The sequence below is a fragment of the Limnospira indica PCC 8005 genome, assembly GCF_000973065.1.
Lineage (GTDB): Bacteria > Cyanobacteriota > Cyanobacteriia > Cyanobacteriales > Microcoleaceae > Limnospira > Limnospira fusiformis.
In genome coordinates this window covers 4142339-4158865 of the sequence record NZ_FO818640.1, presented here as the reverse complement: position 1 = coordinate 4158865, position 16527 = coordinate 4142339, and the positions used below count along the sequence as shown (strand labels likewise).

General features: G+C 43.8%; 13 protein-coding genes and 2 pseudogenes. 9 read left to right on the top strand and 6 right to left on the bottom strand.

Annotated elements, in window-relative coordinates; translation table 11 throughout:
- Window positions 1-8 precede the first annotated feature (8 nt).
- On the top strand, window positions 9-2210 hold the full coding sequence (locus XZ46_RS18170) for a pentapeptide repeat-containing protein (protein WP_008052331.1): 2202 nt from the start codon (window positions 9-11) through the stop codon (window positions 2208-2210).
- A 78-nt stretch (window positions 2211-2288) separates the two neighbouring features.
- On the opposite strand, the gene XZ46_RS18165 is transcribed toward XZ46_RS18170, so the two are convergent.
- The 5 genes from XZ46_RS18165 to XZ46_RS18145 form a co-directional block, all read right to left on the bottom strand.
- On the bottom strand, window positions 2289-3320 hold the full coding sequence (locus XZ46_RS18165; protein WP_008052330.1) for a CobW family GTP-binding protein: 1032 nt from the start codon (window positions 3318-3320) through the stop codon (window positions 2289-2291).
- 54 nt (window positions 3321-3374) lie between these two features.
- Window positions 3375-4079, bottom strand: a complete 705-nt coding sequence (locus XZ46_RS18160; RefSeq protein WP_008052329.1) for a hypothetical protein — start codon at window positions 4077-4079, stop codon at window positions 3375-3377.
- A gap of 95 nt (window positions 4080-4174) precedes the next feature.
- Entirely contained in the window at window positions 4175-4822 is a 648-nt protein-coding gene (folE, locus tag XZ46_RS18155) for a GTP cyclohydrolase I FolE (RefSeq protein ID WP_006624427.1), read from the bottom strand.
- Window positions 4823-4939: 117 nt separating this feature from the next.
- The gene (locus XZ46_RS18150; protein WP_008052324.1) at window positions 4940-5758 is read right to left on the bottom strand and encodes a metallophosphoesterase family protein; all 819 of its coding nucleotides are present in this window, start codon (window positions 5756-5758) and stop codon (window positions 4940-4942) included.
- The gene (locus XZ46_RS18145) at window positions 5755-6546 is read right to left on the bottom strand and encodes a hypothetical protein (protein ID WP_008052323.1); all 792 of its coding nucleotides are present in this window, start codon (window positions 6544-6546) and stop codon (window positions 5755-5757) included. Before XZ46_RS18145 ends, XZ46_RS18150 begins: the two co-directional genes overlap by 4 nt.
- Before the next feature lie 76 nt (window positions 6547-6622).
- On the opposite strand from XZ46_RS18145, the gene XZ46_RS18140 reads away from it, so the two are divergent.
- Both XZ46_RS18140 and XZ46_RS18135 read left to right on the top strand, forming a co-directional pair.
- Window positions 6623-7858, top strand: coding sequence for an FAD/NAD(P)-binding protein (locus tag XZ46_RS18140; protein WP_008052322.1), 1236 nt, complete (start codon window positions 6623-6625; stop codon window positions 7856-7858).
- An 82-nt stretch (window positions 7859-7940) separates the two neighbouring features.
- Window positions 7941-9833 carry a WD40 repeat domain-containing protein gene (locus XZ46_RS18135; protein WP_008052321.1) on the top strand — a complete coding sequence of 631 codons (1893 nt, stop codon included), beginning with the start codon at window positions 7941-7943 and terminating at the stop codon, window positions 9831-9833.
- A gap of 156 nt (window positions 9834-9989) precedes the next feature.
- Here XZ46_RS18135 and XZ46_RS18130 read toward each other — a convergent pair whose 3' ends face one another.
- A complete protein-coding gene (locus tag XZ46_RS18130) occupies window positions 9990-11348 on the bottom strand; it encodes a helix-turn-helix domain-containing protein (RefSeq protein WP_008052320.1) in 1359 nt (452 codons plus the stop codon).
- Between the two features lie 204 nt (window positions 11349-11552).
- Here XZ46_RS18130 and XZ46_RS18125 point away from each other — a divergent pair.
- The 6 genes and pseudogenes from XZ46_RS18125 to XZ46_RS18105 form a co-directional block, all read left to right on the top strand.
- A pseudogene (locus XZ46_RS18125) lies at window positions 11553-11777 on the top strand (DUF3784 domain-containing protein); the annotation flags it as partial.
- Between the two features lie 41 nt (window positions 11778-11818).
- The gene (locus tag XZ46_RS18120) at window positions 11819-12577 is read left to right on the top strand and encodes a DUF4352 domain-containing protein (protein ID WP_008052316.1); all 759 of its coding nucleotides are present in this window, start codon (window positions 11819-11821) and stop codon (window positions 12575-12577) included.
- Between the two features lie 107 nt (window positions 12578-12684).
- Window positions 12685-12886: pseudogene (locus XZ46_RS36910) on the top strand (FAD-dependent oxidoreductase); the annotation flags it as partial.
- Window positions 12887-13123: 237 nt separating this feature from the next.
- Entirely contained in the window at window positions 13124-14659 is a 1536-nt protein-coding gene (locus XZ46_RS18115) for a peptidoglycan-binding protein (protein ID WP_008052312.1), read from the top strand.
- A 97-nt stretch (window positions 14660-14756) separates the two neighbouring features.
- Window positions 14757-15995 carry a YncE family protein gene (locus tag XZ46_RS18110; RefSeq protein ID WP_048895165.1) on the top strand — a complete coding sequence of 413 codons (1239 nt, stop codon included), beginning with the start codon at window positions 14757-14759 and terminating at the stop codon, window positions 15993-15995.
- A 70-nt stretch (window positions 15996-16065) separates the two neighbouring features.
- Window positions 16066-16485, top strand: coding sequence for a hypothetical protein (locus XZ46_RS18105; RefSeq protein ID WP_008052308.1), 420 nt, complete (start codon window positions 16066-16068; stop codon window positions 16483-16485).
- Window positions 16486-16527: the final 42 nt, after the last annotated feature.

The window sequence follows — 16527 nt, the reverse complement described above, 5'->3', positions numbered from 1 at the left end:
TGGTGTTAATGAGGCTAATTAAAATTGCCCTGTGTGTTCTGCTGTTGACTGTTTTTATGCTGCGTTCATCCCTATCTGTTCAGGCGGCAAATGGTCAACCAGAACCCACTTTATTGACCCTAGAATTGCTCCAGGAAAGGCTAAATAATCCTAGCAACATTGAGGGAGTCGCTGCTATTGATTTACAGCATCTCATTATTGATATACGCCCCGAAAATGCTGAGTTTAGGAACCAGTTTTATCGACTATTAAAAACTACTCTAAATCAGTCAACTAAACCCCTAGGATTAGACTTGAGTTATTCCCAAATTCAAGGGGATTTTAATGGGGGTAACTTGGGGGTGAGAGTTCCCCTGATTGAAGAAACTATTAAATCTGTATTTTCCCAGGAAGAAGTAGAGCAAATTAAGTCTAAATCCGCCTATTTATCAATTTTTAAATCCCCTCAATCTTTCTCAGCATCTTTGCCTAAATTAACCGTATGGCGGGGACGATTGAAATTAGAAGAAACACAATTTCAGGGAAAAGTTGATTTTCACAATATCTTTTTTCTCAAAGGGGTTGATAGTCGTTATGCAGATTTTCAGAAAACCGCTAATTGGTCTGATTGTCGGTTGAGTTTGTTGGCAAATTTTGGCGGGGCTAGTTTCCGAGAATCTGCGAATTTTCAACATAGCTATTTTATCACATCTGCACAATTTAAGCAAGCTAATTTTCAGGGATTAACCGACTTCCAAGGTAGTCATTTTAATGGGGGTAATTTTCACCAAGTGCGATTTGGTGGGGCGGCGGATTTTGACAAAACTGTTTGGGAGGAAAGCACAGATTTTAGCGATTCTTTGTGGTCAGACAGGGCGGGTTTTACTAAGTCTATATTTAATGCTTCTGTGAGTTTTAATCAGTCTCGATTTGCGGATTCTGTGGATTTTAGAGATACTCGCTTTAGTGAAAACTTGAATCTCCGAGAAGCCAGTATTGAGGGATTAATGGATTTTAGTGATGTGGGTTTTAATCATGGTAAAATGTTGAATATTGACCATTTTATGTTTGACTCTAAAGCCGCTCAAATTATGGGAGATCCGGGAATAATTGGTCAATTAATAACTGTTCCGACTCTTCAGGGAAATGAGAATTTACTGCGAAAGTTGATTAGAAATTTTCGGGAACAGGAACAAATTGTTGATGCTAATTATATCGAGTTGTTGCGGGCGAAATTACGATTAAATACTTGGTGGGGACGAATTTTTGGGGTGAATATTAACACCGCTTCCGTTTCCCGGTTGGTGGCTATTGGTTTTGAACCGCAACAGGCGGAAACTATTGTCCGAGTTAGGGAAGAACAACCTTTTCGGAATTTGGTGGAAATTCTCAGGCTGGATGATATTAATTTGGCGACTTATATTACAGTATATAATCGCGCGATCGCTAATAGTCAAGAAGCCGCTATAGCTGATAACTATAGTAGTTGTTGGCAGCGTTTTTTGAGGCTAACTCATCTCAAATATGGGGTCGAAAAACTGTTAACTATTCTCCAATGGTTACAGTGGGAAATTTTGCTATTGCTAACTGGATATGGCACTAATTTTCCCCTAATTTTTGGGGTGGGAATAGTGGCGATCGCCTATTTTGGCTTATTGTTTTGGCTGGTAGATCGGGTCAGACGCTGGCGACCATCTCCCATTCTTCCCACCCCTTTAGAAACTACTTCTATGGTGGGAAGTTATGCTATATTTACGGCGATCGGTTTATTAGAAATTTTCTCCGCTTCTACTCAACCAGGACTTACCCTCCTCTGTTTAGGTGTGTTTCTCCTTCCTATTCCGGGTCTAATTTTAGGGATTATTTATCGGCGCGGACGCTATCATAATTTATTGAATACCTCCTATTTAACAGAAGATGGTAGCCTGCGACAGTTACGATTAATGATTGGTCGTCTTCCCATAATGCCGCGTTATCCTCTCTTCCGTGAAAGGTATTTACCGATTTTATGGGATCGGCGTTGGAATTGGTTAAATTACTATGATTTCAGTTTGAATAATTTGCTCAAATTTGGCTTTAATGACCTGCGAATGCGCGATGAATTTGTCCCCGGTTTAATCACCACTTTGGTTTGGTATCAGTGGAGTTTGGGAGTCCTCTATTTGATTCTGCTATTATGGACCCTTTCTCGCACCATCCCCGGATTAAACCTATTAATCTATTTAAAATAATTATCTGCTAGGGGGGGTTATACTCTCAGTGATTAATTCCGTTAATCTGACTCAACCCACCCCCCTCACCTGGTTAGGTCAGACTAAACAACTATTTAACTGCTGCTTAATTTCCTCGCTGTTGAGATGACGACCAATAAAAACTACCTGGTTTTTAGATTGTCTCAAAGTTTCCCCTAGTTGAATATCATACCGGGGACCGCTGAGTTGAAAAATGTAGGGTGTTTCACTCTCACTAAACCAGAGAATCCCTTTAGCGCGAAATACTCCAGTTGGCATTTTTTCAGTTAAAAATTGCTCGAATTTCTTGACATCAAAAGGGCGATCGCTTTCAAACGCAATAGACACAAAACCATCATTGGCTAAATGATCAGAATGGTGATGATGATGATGGTGGTCGTGGTCGTGGTCGTGGTCGTGGTCGTGGTCGTGGTCGTGGTCGTCGTGGTCTTGATACTCTTCAGTAGGCGTTAAACCCACATCCAAAATTAACGGTAATGGAACCCTACCATATTCACTTCTAATAATTCTTGCACCCCGTTTAACGGTGGAAATATAAGCCTCCAATTCTTGCAGCTTCTCAGCAGTCGCCAAGTCAGTTTTATTCAAGATAATCATATCACTGTAGGAGATTTGTTTTAAAGCCGCTTCACTGTCAAAGTGATCTGGGGTAAAACTTTCCGAGTCCACCACACCAATCACAGAATCCAGGTTAGTTAAATCTCTTAATTCCGTACCTAAAAACGTTAAAATAATCGGGAGAGGGTCAGCCACCCCTGTAGTTTCAATCACCATATAATCAATGCGATCGCTTCTTTCCAAAACCCGATAAACCGCATCAACTAACCCCTCGTTAATCGTGCAGCAAATGCAACCATTGCTCAACTCTACCATATCATCATCAGTGGAGACGAGCAACTGAGAATCAATATTAATATCCCCAAATTCATTAACCAAAACCGCAATTTTCAAATTCTGTTTATTTTCCAAAATTTGATTAAGTAAAGTGGTTTTACCACTCCCCAAAAAACCCGTAATAATTGTCACAGGCATTCCCCGCTTCGGCAAATCTGGAATCAAAGCCGATGATGATTGTGTGGCTCCGGTCATAATCTTAAATTACTCCTAGTAAATCCTCAATTAAATTATATAGTAATCCCCCAATTAATCATAGTCAACTTTGCAAAATGTAACCTGATTAGAATAGGGATTATATAAAGTATAGGTAGCCGTACCCCAATGGCGACCCACCGCACCGACTCCAATCACTTTTTTATTTTTCAATTCCACAGTTTGGGAAGGTTGTTGTTCATCCAAAGTTAGAACAGTAGAAGCCAGGGAACCCGCCGCCAATTCATACTCAAAAATCTGACCAGACCGACCACAAAACAACTGATTTGCGCCAACCCTTTGCAAGCGATCCAACATTTTCCAAGCCGGGGTATCCACGGTCAGTTCATCACTGACCCCTACACTACTTCCATGAATTAATAAACAGTCCAATTCTAAAAAGCCAAAATTCTGTTCTCGCAGCCATTCAACGGTTTTCCGAGAAACCGATTTCCACAATAACTTAACCGTATCTCCCCCATATTTTTTCAACAATTCATCACCCTGTACATTCGTCCCAAAACCATACAAATTAAAACACTGTTCCTCCCACCAACCCAGACAGACTTGGGGTTCAATTTCTCCTGACTCAGCGGCATTTCTGACCATCTCAACCAGCAATTCACTGTTAGGATTTGGACCGACCAAATCTCCCAAAATATAAAACTGTTCAATCTCAACTCGGCGTTTAATGATATCCTTAACCACTTCTTGATAAGCCACCAAATTGCCTTCAATACCGCTTAAAATAGCCCACATAACCATAACTTAAAAGTAAAATAAGGTGTTGAGTTAGGCGCAAACCCAACCCAACTATTGCGATCGCCAAACGGCGAGGATAAAATCCCCAAAAACTAGCTAAAATTCGGGGTATGGCGAATCAAAGACATAAACTCTTGGCGAGTTTTGGCATCCTCAGAAAACACCCCCCGCACCGCACTGGTAGAAGTCCAAGAACCCACCTTTTGTACACCGCGCATGACCATACACATATGGCTGGCTTCCACGACAACAGCGACCCCTTTCGGCTTGAGTAAACCCTGTAAAGCATCGGCAATTTGAGCAGTCAATCTTTCTTGAACCTGTAACCTTCTAGCATACATTTCACAGATACGAGCCACCTTAGATAATCCGATAACTTTACCATCAGGAATATAAGCGACATGAGCGCGACCTAAGATAGGTAAAATATGGTGTTCACAAGAACTAAAGATATCGATATCTCGCACCAAAACCATCTCATCAGTATTCTCATGAAATACCGCACCATTTAGCAGTTCATCCAGAGACTGATGATAACCAGAGGTCAAAAACTTTAAGGCTTTAACCACCCGTTTAGGGGTATCCTTCAAACCTTCCCGGTCGGGATTTTCTCCAAGTCCCAGTAACAAAGTCCGCACCGCTTGACGCATTTCTTCCTCAGAAACTAAAGGTGCTGTTTCGGTGGTCAAATTGGGTAAATTGCCATTGATACTGGCTTGAAGTTCCTGGGCTAAAGTCATGTTTTTAAGTGAAAGTAAACTACAATTGGCGGGCTTAATCTACCCGGAAAATTGGGCAAAGTGATAATTTTATTATAGCAGATATTTACCAAAATTGCCAGGTTTTTGGAAACTTATTTAACGTTGACAAACATGGGTCGGGTCATCAGCTTTTTCGGCATATTCCAAACCCTGAGATAAACGCCAAGCAAAAATAGGCGGTAACCCCTTCTCAATAATGGCGGCACAAGTTTTGCGATAATCATACTCAACCTCTCGGAGAGTAACCTGTTGGGTATCGGTATCATAAATCACATAGGTAGCATTAGGGCGACCGTGGCGAGGTTCTCCGACAGAACCGACATTAATCACCCGTTTTAAGGGAGTCTGAAAACTGCAATCTTGTGGATTTTCACCCCCACCCATTTGGCGAATTTTAACCTGTAGTTGACCCGCTTCTAACTGTCGCACGTATGGAACATGGGTATGTCCACAAAAAAGCACATCCGCATCAGTAGACAAAACTCTTTCTAACACGGTAAAAGCATCCATATTCGGCATCAAATACTCATGGTTGCTATGGGGGGAACCATGAACAAAACAGAGATTATCCTTCTTTAAACTCAAAGGTAATTGAGCCAAAAATTCCCTGGTTTCTGGGTAGACATTATCATTAGTCCACTCATGAGCCAAGCGCCCCCTTTGTTCCGCCAATAGGGATGGATAACTACATTCACAAGCATTTAATCCCTCGACAATATCTTCATCCCAACATCCTTGAACAGTGGGAATATCTAGGGAGCGAATTTGCTCAACTACGGCATGAGGAAAAGGACCATAACCGACCAAATCTCCCAAACAATAAATTTGGTCAGCTTTTTGTTTATCGATATCCAACAAAACTGTATCCAGGGCTTCATAATTACCATGGATACAAGACATGACGGCTATTTTCATACTAAAACCTCGGTTTCTCTCGCTAAGGAATCATGCTGCATTTGTTGCTGATAATAGTGTATATGAGATTCTGGTAAACAGCAATCTTTGAGAGTTTGTGATATTCCCTGTTTATCTAATCCTTGTCCGACAATTTCAAAGCCACTAAATCGCTCAGGTCTCCCGGAAGTGTGGATAGGTAAATCCAGGGCGACAAACTCCCGATTAGCTGTCCCAAAGACGAAATCTCCATAAATTGACTCACCGCTAACAATATCAAAAATTCCCTTAGCTCTAATTACCTGACCGTATGCTCCATGAATGAGTTCAAACCAAAACACGGTCAAACTCGCCCAATCGATAATTTCGCCGGATAGTAACCCTTGATGAATTTGCACATCATCAGATATACTCTCCCACAATTCTTGGCTGGGGGCTGCCGCTGAATTTCCGTTAATTATTTGGTCTGACCACTGTTCAAACTCGGAATTTTGCGGGGTGGCAGGTAGCACAGCAATCCGTTGACAATCGAGGTTATTTAAAAGGGGTTCAAAGTTGGATAATTCCAAATAACAAGGTAATTCAATATAAACATTAACCCCGGATTCAATTAAAGTTAATAGTTCCGTTTCTTGACCACGAGATAGGATGTGCAGATGGGGAAATTCTGTGGCTAAACAGGTTTTATCAATGCACACGCCATTAATCTCTGGGGCGAAATAGCACTGTGGTTGGGGGTTTTGGGCTATCTGTTCTCGAATCCAGTAGGTTTTCCCAGCACCGGGGGGACCTGCGATCGCAAAAATCATGGTTAAACAAGAATGAGAATCATTATCATATTAACATAACACACATAACACAGGATTCGAGAAAATTCCGAAAAATATGTTCGATCGCCCTTTACCGAGTTTGATTGACCTAGCGATTGTGGGAGCCGGTCCCCAAGCCCTGACGTTAGTTACCCATATATTGCAGAAACGCCAAAAATTCAGGAACCGATTTATGGTCTTAGACCCCAGTGGGACTTGGTTAGAACAATGGCGACATCAATTTAAGGCGCAGGAAATCCCCCATTTGCGATCGCCAGCAGTACATCACCCCGACCCCGACCCCTATAGCCTCAGACGATTTGCTGAGAATAGGTCGATGGAATTGTTCCCCCCCTACGACCTACCAGGAACCGAGCTATTTGAGGATTTCTGTGGTGAGGTAGTGAAAAAATGGGAGTTAACAGACCGGGTATATCCGGGAAAAGTCAGCCAAGTGTTACCGATTCAATGGTCCCAAAAGCCCAGATTTCAGATAGTTTTAACTGATGGTAGTTCCTTAATTGCGCGGCGGGTAGTATTAGCAACCGGGGCGGCGGTTCCCAATATTCCCCAGTGGGTAGAAGAAATTAGGACCCCCTATCCTCCCAGTAGCCTTTGTCATTCTCAACAGGTTGATTTGCGGTTAATTAAGGATTTGTCTGGAGAAGATATTGTAATTGTGGGAGGGGGTTTAACCAGCGGTCATTTGGCTATGGGGGCGCTAAAACGAGGCGCTATGGTGACATTAGTAGTGCGGCGACAGTTGCGCGAGAGGTTATTTGATGCGGAACCTGGTTGGTTAGGACCCAAATATTTAAAGGGTTTTGAAGGGGAGGACTGTTGGTATGGTCGTTGGGAGATGATTAAACAGGCTCGTGATGGGGGTTCGGTGACTCCCGCGCTGATGTTACAGTTAAGACGGGCGGCGCGTCAGGGGAAATTGAGGATTTTAGAAAATACTGAGATTCTGGGGGCGGTTTGGAAGGATGAACAGTGGCGAGTGAGGCTGAATGGGGAAGTTTCACTAATGTTTAATCGGATTTGGTTGGCTACGGGAACTCAATTTAATGGACACCAAGATAATTTACTGACTGATGTGCTACGAATTTATCGGACGGAGATGATTAATGGTTTACCTGTCCTAGATGAAAATTTGCGGATTCCTGGATCTCAATGTTTTATAATGGGGGGATTAGCGGCTTTGATTGTGGGTCCTGTGGCTAGGAATTTATCGGGGGGAAGAATGGCAAGCGATCGCCTAGTTAAAGCGATTATTAAGCCTAATACCATGCTTCCTTTAGGGATTTCCTAAGCCAAAAAGCGGAGGATTTGCGGATGAATGGGGCGGAAAGTGAACGCCAAAAGGCTGACAATTTCAGCAAAGGAGTGGTGATATGACGACGGCATTGGGAGAATGGTTGATGGGTCAGGATTCACAAAAGCGCTTAGACCTACTGCGCCACCAACCGAGTGATTTTGCGGAGGCGGGGGAAGTTGAGGCGTTGCGGGCTTGGCTGACGGATTTTGGCTTTTTGCAGCAAAAGCTAGAGGCGGTGGGGATAACGGCGCTGATGAGCGATTATAATTTGGCGCTGCCGTTGCTGTCAGGAGAGGAGAGACAGACATTAAGGCTAATTCAGGAGGCGTTGCGGCTGTCGGCTGATGCGTTGGTCTACGATAGCAGTCAGTTGGCGGGGCAACTTTTGGGACGGTTGTTGTGGTTTTCCCAGCCACAAATTGTGGCTCTTTTGGAACAAGCCAAACAATGGCGGGAAAAAATCTGGTTTCGTCCGTTGACGGCGAACCTCACCCCCCCAGGAAATTCGCTGATTCGCACGCTGACAGGCCATAGTAGTGATATTAATGCAGTGGCGATCGCCCCGGACGGCAAAAGGGCGATTTCTGGAGCGGAGGATAAGACCCTGAAATGGTGGGATTTAGCTACGGGGTTGGAACTAGCCACCCTCAGAGGGCATAGTGGCGCGGTAAAAGCAGTGGCGATCGCCCCGGACAGCGAAACAGCGGTTTCTGGATCGGAGGATACAACCCTGAAATTGTGGGATTTGGTTAGGGGGTGGGAATGGTTCGACTACCCTCACCAAGCACTAGCTACCTTCGAGGGACATAGTGGGGAGGTGAATGCAGTGGCGATCACCCCGGACGGGAAAAGGGCGATTTCTGCATCGGAGGATACAACCCTGCAATGGTGGGATTTGGAGATGGCGCAAGAGTTCGAGGACCCTCAAGAACCATTGGCTATCTTCACAGGGCATAATAGCAACTGGGTAAATGCAGTGGCGATCGCCCCGGACGGCAAAACAGCCATTTCCGCAGCGGATGATCAAACCCTGAAAGTGTGGGATTTGGAGATGCTGGAGGAATCGTCAGAGGACTCTCAAGAACCACTAGCTACCTTCGAGGGACATAGTGATGAGATCAATGCAGTGGCGATCGCCCCGGACGGCAAAACAGCGGTTTCGGCATCCTCTGATAACACGCTGAAAGTGTGGGATTTGGCGACGGGGTTGGAACTAGCCACCCTGCGAGGGCATAATTACCAGATCAATGCAGTGGCGATCACGCCGGACAGCAAAAAAGCGGTTTCCGGCTCTGCAGATCGCACCCTGAAAGTGTGGGATTTGGCGACGGGGTTGGAACTAACCACCTTCTATGGGCATACTCATTGGGTAAATGCAGTGGCGATCGCCCCGGACGGCAAAACTGCGGTTTCCGCATCCTCTGATCACACCCTGAAAGTGTGGGATTTGGTCACGGAGGCGGAATGCTGCAACTACCCTCACGAAAGACTGGCTACCCACCCAGGGCATAATTCCCGGGTAAATGCAGTGGCGATCGCCCCGGACGGCAAAAAAGCGGTTTCCGTATCCTATGATCACACCGTGAAAGTGTGGGATTTAGCGACGGGGTTGGAACTAGCCTCCTTCAAGAACAATAGTAAGAAGGCAAAGGCACTGGCGGTTTACGCATTCTCGAAGCACACCCGGAAACTGGAAAAGGTGCCGGCGAGATTAAAACTGGCTACCCGGCGAGCCCATAATTACGACGTAAATGTAGTGGCGATCGCGCCGGACGGCAAAACTGCCGTTTCCGCATCCTCTGATCGCACCCTGAAACTGTGGGATTTGGCAACGGGGGGAGTGTTAGCTACCTTCACCGGGGAGGCTCCGATGATTTCCTGTGCTGTGGCTGATGATGGGGTGACGGTGGTAGCAGGGGACTCATTCGGGGGAGTAAATTTTCTGCGGTTGGAGGGGTTGAGAGATTGAAAAACCGGGTTTCTGGGATGTGGGTGGGGGGCCAGAAACCTGGTTGCTGGGACGATTTGAAAACCATGCTAGAAATCACCCTAAACTAGGACATCACCGCATAAATTCAATGCCCGTCGGGTTGATCATATCGGATAAATTGACCCCCCACATTTATTAAATCAAATGATGGATAATATACTGCTTGATGGCTTTGGGTAGTCTGTAGAGATTGTCTGGCTTTTCCAGCCAACAACGTCGCAGCAAAGATTGAATCGAATTGAGACAATCTGCGGGAGGCATTATCGCCATTTCTAGCAATCCTCCCAAGCTGATAGGTTCGCTCTCGCCGGCTAATAAAACCATCACTTGTTTTTCAGTTTCCGACAGGCGATCGTACTGTTGCCGTAAAATACACTTCACATCTTCCGGCAACAATAAAGTATCATTTTTCAAAATATCGGGGACAAACCCGCCCAACTCTTGAATCTGGCTGGCGAGACTTTTCACCCAGAAAGGATTTCCATCATAGCAGTCAATCAGTGGGGAATTTTCATCAATTTCTGTCAATTCGTAATCTTGGAGAATCTTTCGAGTCGTGGCGATATCTAACCCGGTGAGTTGTAGCGTCCGCAGCGGGCTATTTTGCTTGGCACTGGGGGGGAGTTCAATGGAGGGTTCCCAACCGATGAGTAAAACGCAGCTTTGATGGGATAAGTTCTCAACTTGCTTAAAAAAGGATTGATAGTCTTGGCACTCGGCTTGATATTTGCCCGCCAACTCTCCCGAAACAAACAAATTGTGAAGGTCATCTAAAACTAGCAAACAGCGATATTGTTGTAAATAATGAATGACGAATAAAGGCTCTGAGGTGAGGTGGAAAGAGCGATCGGTTGGCGATTTTGAGAAAAACTTTAGCAGGCGATTTTGCCAGTCTGAAAAGGTGGGAGGCGACGCTAGGCTACACCAGAAAACGGACTCGAACTCATCTTTGATTTGCTGCACCAGTTGGGAGACTAAGGCGGTTTTGCCGATGCCACTCATGCCTGTGATTGCTATGAGGCGACAGCGTTCGTTTAGAATCCAATCACTCAGGGTTTCCAGTTCGAGGGTGCGATCGTAAAAAACACCCAAATCCGGCATCTCGCTTAACTCTTGACTGCATACCTCTCGATTGGGTGGGTGTCGGTTTGGTATATCCGGCGGGTGTCTTCCCTCCCCACAAAAATTTAAACTACCAACTTGAACGTGATCTTGTACAACATTTGAAAATAGGGAAAATTGAAACCGCTCCATTGCCGAGCGAAAATTGGATTTATTAACTTCTTCTCCCAACTCCTCCGAAAGGATATGCCACAACTGCGAACCCGCATTTCTGACGCTGCTTTCCGAGTAATCATACTCTTTGGCAATGCGTTGATAAGTCTCCCGTTCCAGCGTTCCTCTCAGTACCGCCTCCTGTAGATCGTCAAGGTGATGTCCGGTCTTCGCAAACACGATGCGATCGGCGAGATTTAACATTTCTTTAAGGTTCATAGCATAGGGGTGCTTGTACGGGACTTTGGTATTATACCACATTTTAGTACATTTTGGGATTTGTTTATACAAAACTAGATTTTATAACTCTGATACCCGTTAATACTTGAGGCAAAATAATATATATTTGAGGTTGACAAACACCGAAACCATCAAAGATAATAATAGACAGAGCATTTAGTTGAGCAAGCCGAAAAATTTAGTTGGTTGTATCTTGGTTTTTGGCAAGCCATCAAAAAAAGAAACCGCAAAAAAATTAAGGAGAAAAAAATGGCTTTCATATTCGGAATCATTGCGCTACTTGTAGGCGCGTTATTTGTTTTAATTGGAGTCATGCCGGATACGGGTGTGCCTTGGTTAGGCCGTATTACTTCTGTTGTTGCTGGTATTTTCCTAATCTTAGTATCTATAGGTGCTGCTTTTGCCTAATCAATTGATTTTAGTTCACCTGAAGTATGGAGGGGTCAAACATGATGGGAATTTTGACGGCAATATTCTACGTTTTTATCGGCATTATTGCACTCGGTATTGGTCTTTATTTGATAATTTCTCCCTTTGCATTTGTTATCGGATTATGCAAGCCTAGCATTGTACTTAATGACAAGAAGCCACAAACCAGAATGAGAGTCCTCAAGAATTATGGTATTACCAGCATTATTCTGGTTTTGGTTCTGAATGGATTATCTTCTGTTACGGCGGAAGAAAATGACAAGACTTATATGGCAAAATCTTCCACGTTTGTAGCAGCATCCACTTATAGGCCCGAACCTCAAAAATCGAAACCAGTAGCAAAACCGGTCCCCACAGAAACTTGGATAAATGTAAGGAATGATCGTGCAGTTAAAATTGCAGGCATTCAAATGCTCGATACCATTTTTCCTAGCAATTATTTTATGGAAAATGTAGAGTCAAAAGGCGGTCAACTGGCGGTTGTTGGGTTAGAAATGAAAAACACAGGAAACCAATCCGGTAGTATAACCTGGTCAAGCTATAAGCTGATTGATAGCCAAGGTCGGAAATATAACGAAATCAATGATTTTTCAGAAACCTTAAGTATCAATCAATGGCTGAAGGACAAAGGGATCGAACCGAGTAGTCAATTATTTCCAGGACAGGTTGTCCCAATTGTTAAAGTATTTCGTGTAGCTAGTGATGCTTCTGGTTTTAAATTAGAAGTTAATGGCAAGAGAATCGACATTAGGGAAGACGACTTATTCGCTATTTACTAGGTTAATATTGTCAGTCGTTTATACTCATAAACCGGGTGTCTTATATCTCTGTTTCATGAAAAACGAGATAGTATTTCAGAAACCCGGTTTCTTCTATTCTGTCGCCGGTCAAAAAAATGCGATCGCCAGCAGTTCATCACCCCGACCCCGACCCCTATAGCCTCAGACGATTGGCTGAGAATAGGTCTATGGAATTGTTCCCCCCCTACTAGCCAATGGGAGTTAACAGACCGGGTATATCCGGGAAAAGTCAGCCAAGTGCTACCTTTCGGGAGGGGGAAAGAAACCGGGTTTCTTAACGTGATGTCGGTGAGGATGCCGAGATTTTCACAGAAACCCGGTTTCTCAGCCTGGGGGGGGGAAAAGAAACCGGGTGGATCAGAGGGCCACTCATCGGCACAGTAGCACCATATCTTTGAGTGGTCAAAATGCGCTAGGATAGCGGGGAAAAACCATGCTTAATTGATTATGGATAACCCCGGTTGCATCACCAAGTCTAAATCATATTCTAGCGGTTATCGACCTGTTAACCTTCTCCGACGGTCGATGCTGGGTCTCCCTTGTGCGATCGCATTATTATTAACAGGAGTGACCGTAGCCTCTGCTGAGAGTCCCATAAATCGAGAAACTCAAATAGTCGCCCGCGCCACCCCTACTGAAAATCAGACCCCACCAGTTTTAAGGCGCGGTAGCCGAGGTCAGGAGGTAGCCGAATTACAGATTAGACTCCGAGAATTGGGATATTTTAATAACCCTAATTTAGGTAATTTTGGTCCGATAACTCAACAAGCAGTTAGACAATTTCAAAGCGATCGCGGATTAAGGCCAGATGGCATTGTCGGACAAGAAACTCGCCAGGCTTTAGCCCTAATTCCACCCGCCCCAAAAACCCCAGAAGTCGCTACCACTCCCCCTCCTCAACCCACAGCAACTCAGCCGCCGCCACCAGCCGCCAAACCCCCAGCCGCCAAACCCCCAGCTGCCAAACCCCCAGCTATCAACATCAACTATGATTTACCAAAAGGCTTTCAGACAGCGATCGCCCTCTTAAAAAATCCCGGTTTTGTGGAAGCACCCCCCCGCGACCCATCTGGAAAAATGAGCCATGTTAAAACTATTACCGGCCCTATTGCACCCAAATCAATTGTGCATTCAGGGAAAGGCTTATTTTTTGCCCAAAATATGATGTATCGCCACACAATAACCGTCTATGACCGTAACTTTGATTTAATCAAGACTATTCCCGACAGCATCAAATTCTCAGATTTTGGCTTCTCGAAATTCACCGGAAATCATAGAGGTTCACCCGTAGAAGCCTCCTTTTCTCCTGATGGAAAATACGCCTACGTTGCCAATTATAAAATGTATGGTTCCGGCTTTTCTCGCCCCGGAAATGATAGATGTTCTCCAGCCGGGAGACATGATGATAGTTTTATGTATAAAATCAATACCGAAACCCTGAACATCGAACAAGTGATTCAAGTCGGACCCGTGCCGAAATTTAATACAGTTACTCCTGATGGTCGTTTCGTATTAGTTAGCAATTGGTGTGGTTGGGATTTAAGTATTGTTGACACCCAAATAAACCAGGAAATTCAACGGCTAAAAATAGGTCGTTATCCGCGAGGAATTGCTGTTGATTCTAACTCAGAATTTGCTTATGTAGCCGTCATGGGTTCCACCCAAATCGCCAAAATTAACCTTAATGATTTTTCCCTCACCTGGCTTAATAATATCGGACGTTCCCCTCGACATTTGAATATAGATCCTCAAGGGAAATTCCTGTATACCACCCTTAATGGTGAGGGGACTGTGGCAAAAATCAACCTAGAAACGGGTAAAGTCATCCGCCGAATTAGGACAGGAAGCGCCCCCCGTAGTATGGCAATTTCTGATGATGGTCAATTTTTGTATGTGGTTAATTATCACTCTAATACCATGAGTAAAGTCCGCACAGAAGATATGAGAGTCATTCATACTGTCCGCACTAACCACCGACCCATTGGTGTGACTTACGACCCCCAAAAGCGACAGGTTTGGGTAGCTTGCTATTCTGGCAGTGTTATGGTATTCCAAGATTAATATAACATTCGGATTCAGTTAACTTACCCATGATTAACCTAGCTGTCTAGTTTTTCTGGGTAAGTTTTTATTAGTCGTTTGGTGGTGTCAGGAGATTATGAACAAACTTAATAAATTCCATTTGATGTTGATGCAAAAATCCGGCAAAACCCTAATTATAGCATCTATTTCTCTAGTGGTGTTAACCTTAACCGCGATTCGATTGGCGGTAGCTGACTCAGGTTCTGATATTTTCAAATTAGGCGATCGCATAGATTTTCTACAGCAGAAATTAAGCAATCATAACTCATTAGATAACTCTGAATCTCAGGAAACCATCGCTTTTTTACCCCCACAACCTGGTCAATTTGAAATTATTAAGACTATCAAAAGTGATGATTTAACCCCCAAGTCTGTTGTTTATGCAGACCCCGGAATGTTCTTTGTACAAAATATGATGTATGAACATTCAATTGCTGTTTATAATCGTCAATTTGAGCAGGTTAAAAAAATTGCTGATCATGTGAATTTGTATAAGTTTGGTCATCGAGATTTTACCGCCGAAAAATACAAAGGTTCTCCCGTAGAAGCAGCAGTTTCTCAAGATGGCAAATTTGCCTATATCTCCAATTATCGGATGTATGGTCCTGAGTTTAATAATCCCGGTCATGATACCTGTTTACCATCAGACCAATTCGACCCTAGTTTTATCTATCGGATTAATACCGAAAATTTAACCATTGACAACGCCATTAAAGTCGGTTCAGTTCCCAAGTTTATCGCCGTTTCTCCCAATGGTAAATATGTCTTAGTAACTAACTGGTGTTCAGGGGATGTTAGCGTTATTGATACCGACACCAATCAAGAAATACAAAGGATATTTGTAGGCAGATTTCCCCGGGGAATTACCATCTCTCCGAATTCTGAAACTGCTTATATAGCCGTGATGGGAACTTCCGATATTGCCAAAATAGACCTACAGGACTACTCAGTAAATTGGATGTATAACGTAGGTTTATATCCTCGCCATCTGATTTTAGATTCCACCGGAAAATATCTATATGTTACCCTGAATGGTGATGATCATGTAGCCAAAATTGACACAGAAACCGGGGAAATTATCAGGAAAATTTTTACAGGTGCAGCCCCTCGTAGTATGGTATTATCAGATGATGATCAATTCCTCTATGTGGTGAACTATTACTCCCACACCGTTAGTAAAGTGCAAGCTGAGGATATGGAAATTATTGATACCATCACCGTAGGCTTAAACCCCATAGGAATTACTTACGACCCGAAAACTCGACAGGTGTGGGTAGCTTGCTATACGGGGAGTTTGGTGGTCATTCAAGATTAACAGATAAAGATTTCGGGAATTGGCGGTTTATCTCTTGTAGTCATCAGGTGTTGTCAGCCAGGAGTGAACTATGGAGGTCCTGACCGTTATTCCCAAAATGGCGATCGCCCTTGGGGTGGCAACTGTTTCGATGATATCACAAATACAGTTTCGCGGGACAGTTTCATCCCCTACAGAAGTTGGGGCGGAATATATTGTCTTTCAAACTTACCCAAATAATCAAGTTAGGGGTTTAGTTTATATTCAAAACTCCGATATTGGTTCATGTTTTGAAGGAGTTTTTAATTCCCAGCAAACCCAAATCCAACAAATCACCTATACTCACCCAGTCATTGGAAACAACCATGATGATGGTTGGGAGACTCATGTATCAGATGAAGCCCTAAATTTAAGCACCTTTTCCCACTCCTTTAATTCCTCAGAAATCAATGAAAATGTGCAAGCATGGTTTAATGAATGCTTAGAGGTCATCTCAAATCCCCTTGAATAGTGAGTGATTGATGATTACTTTCTCTCTCCCGTCAGTTAAACC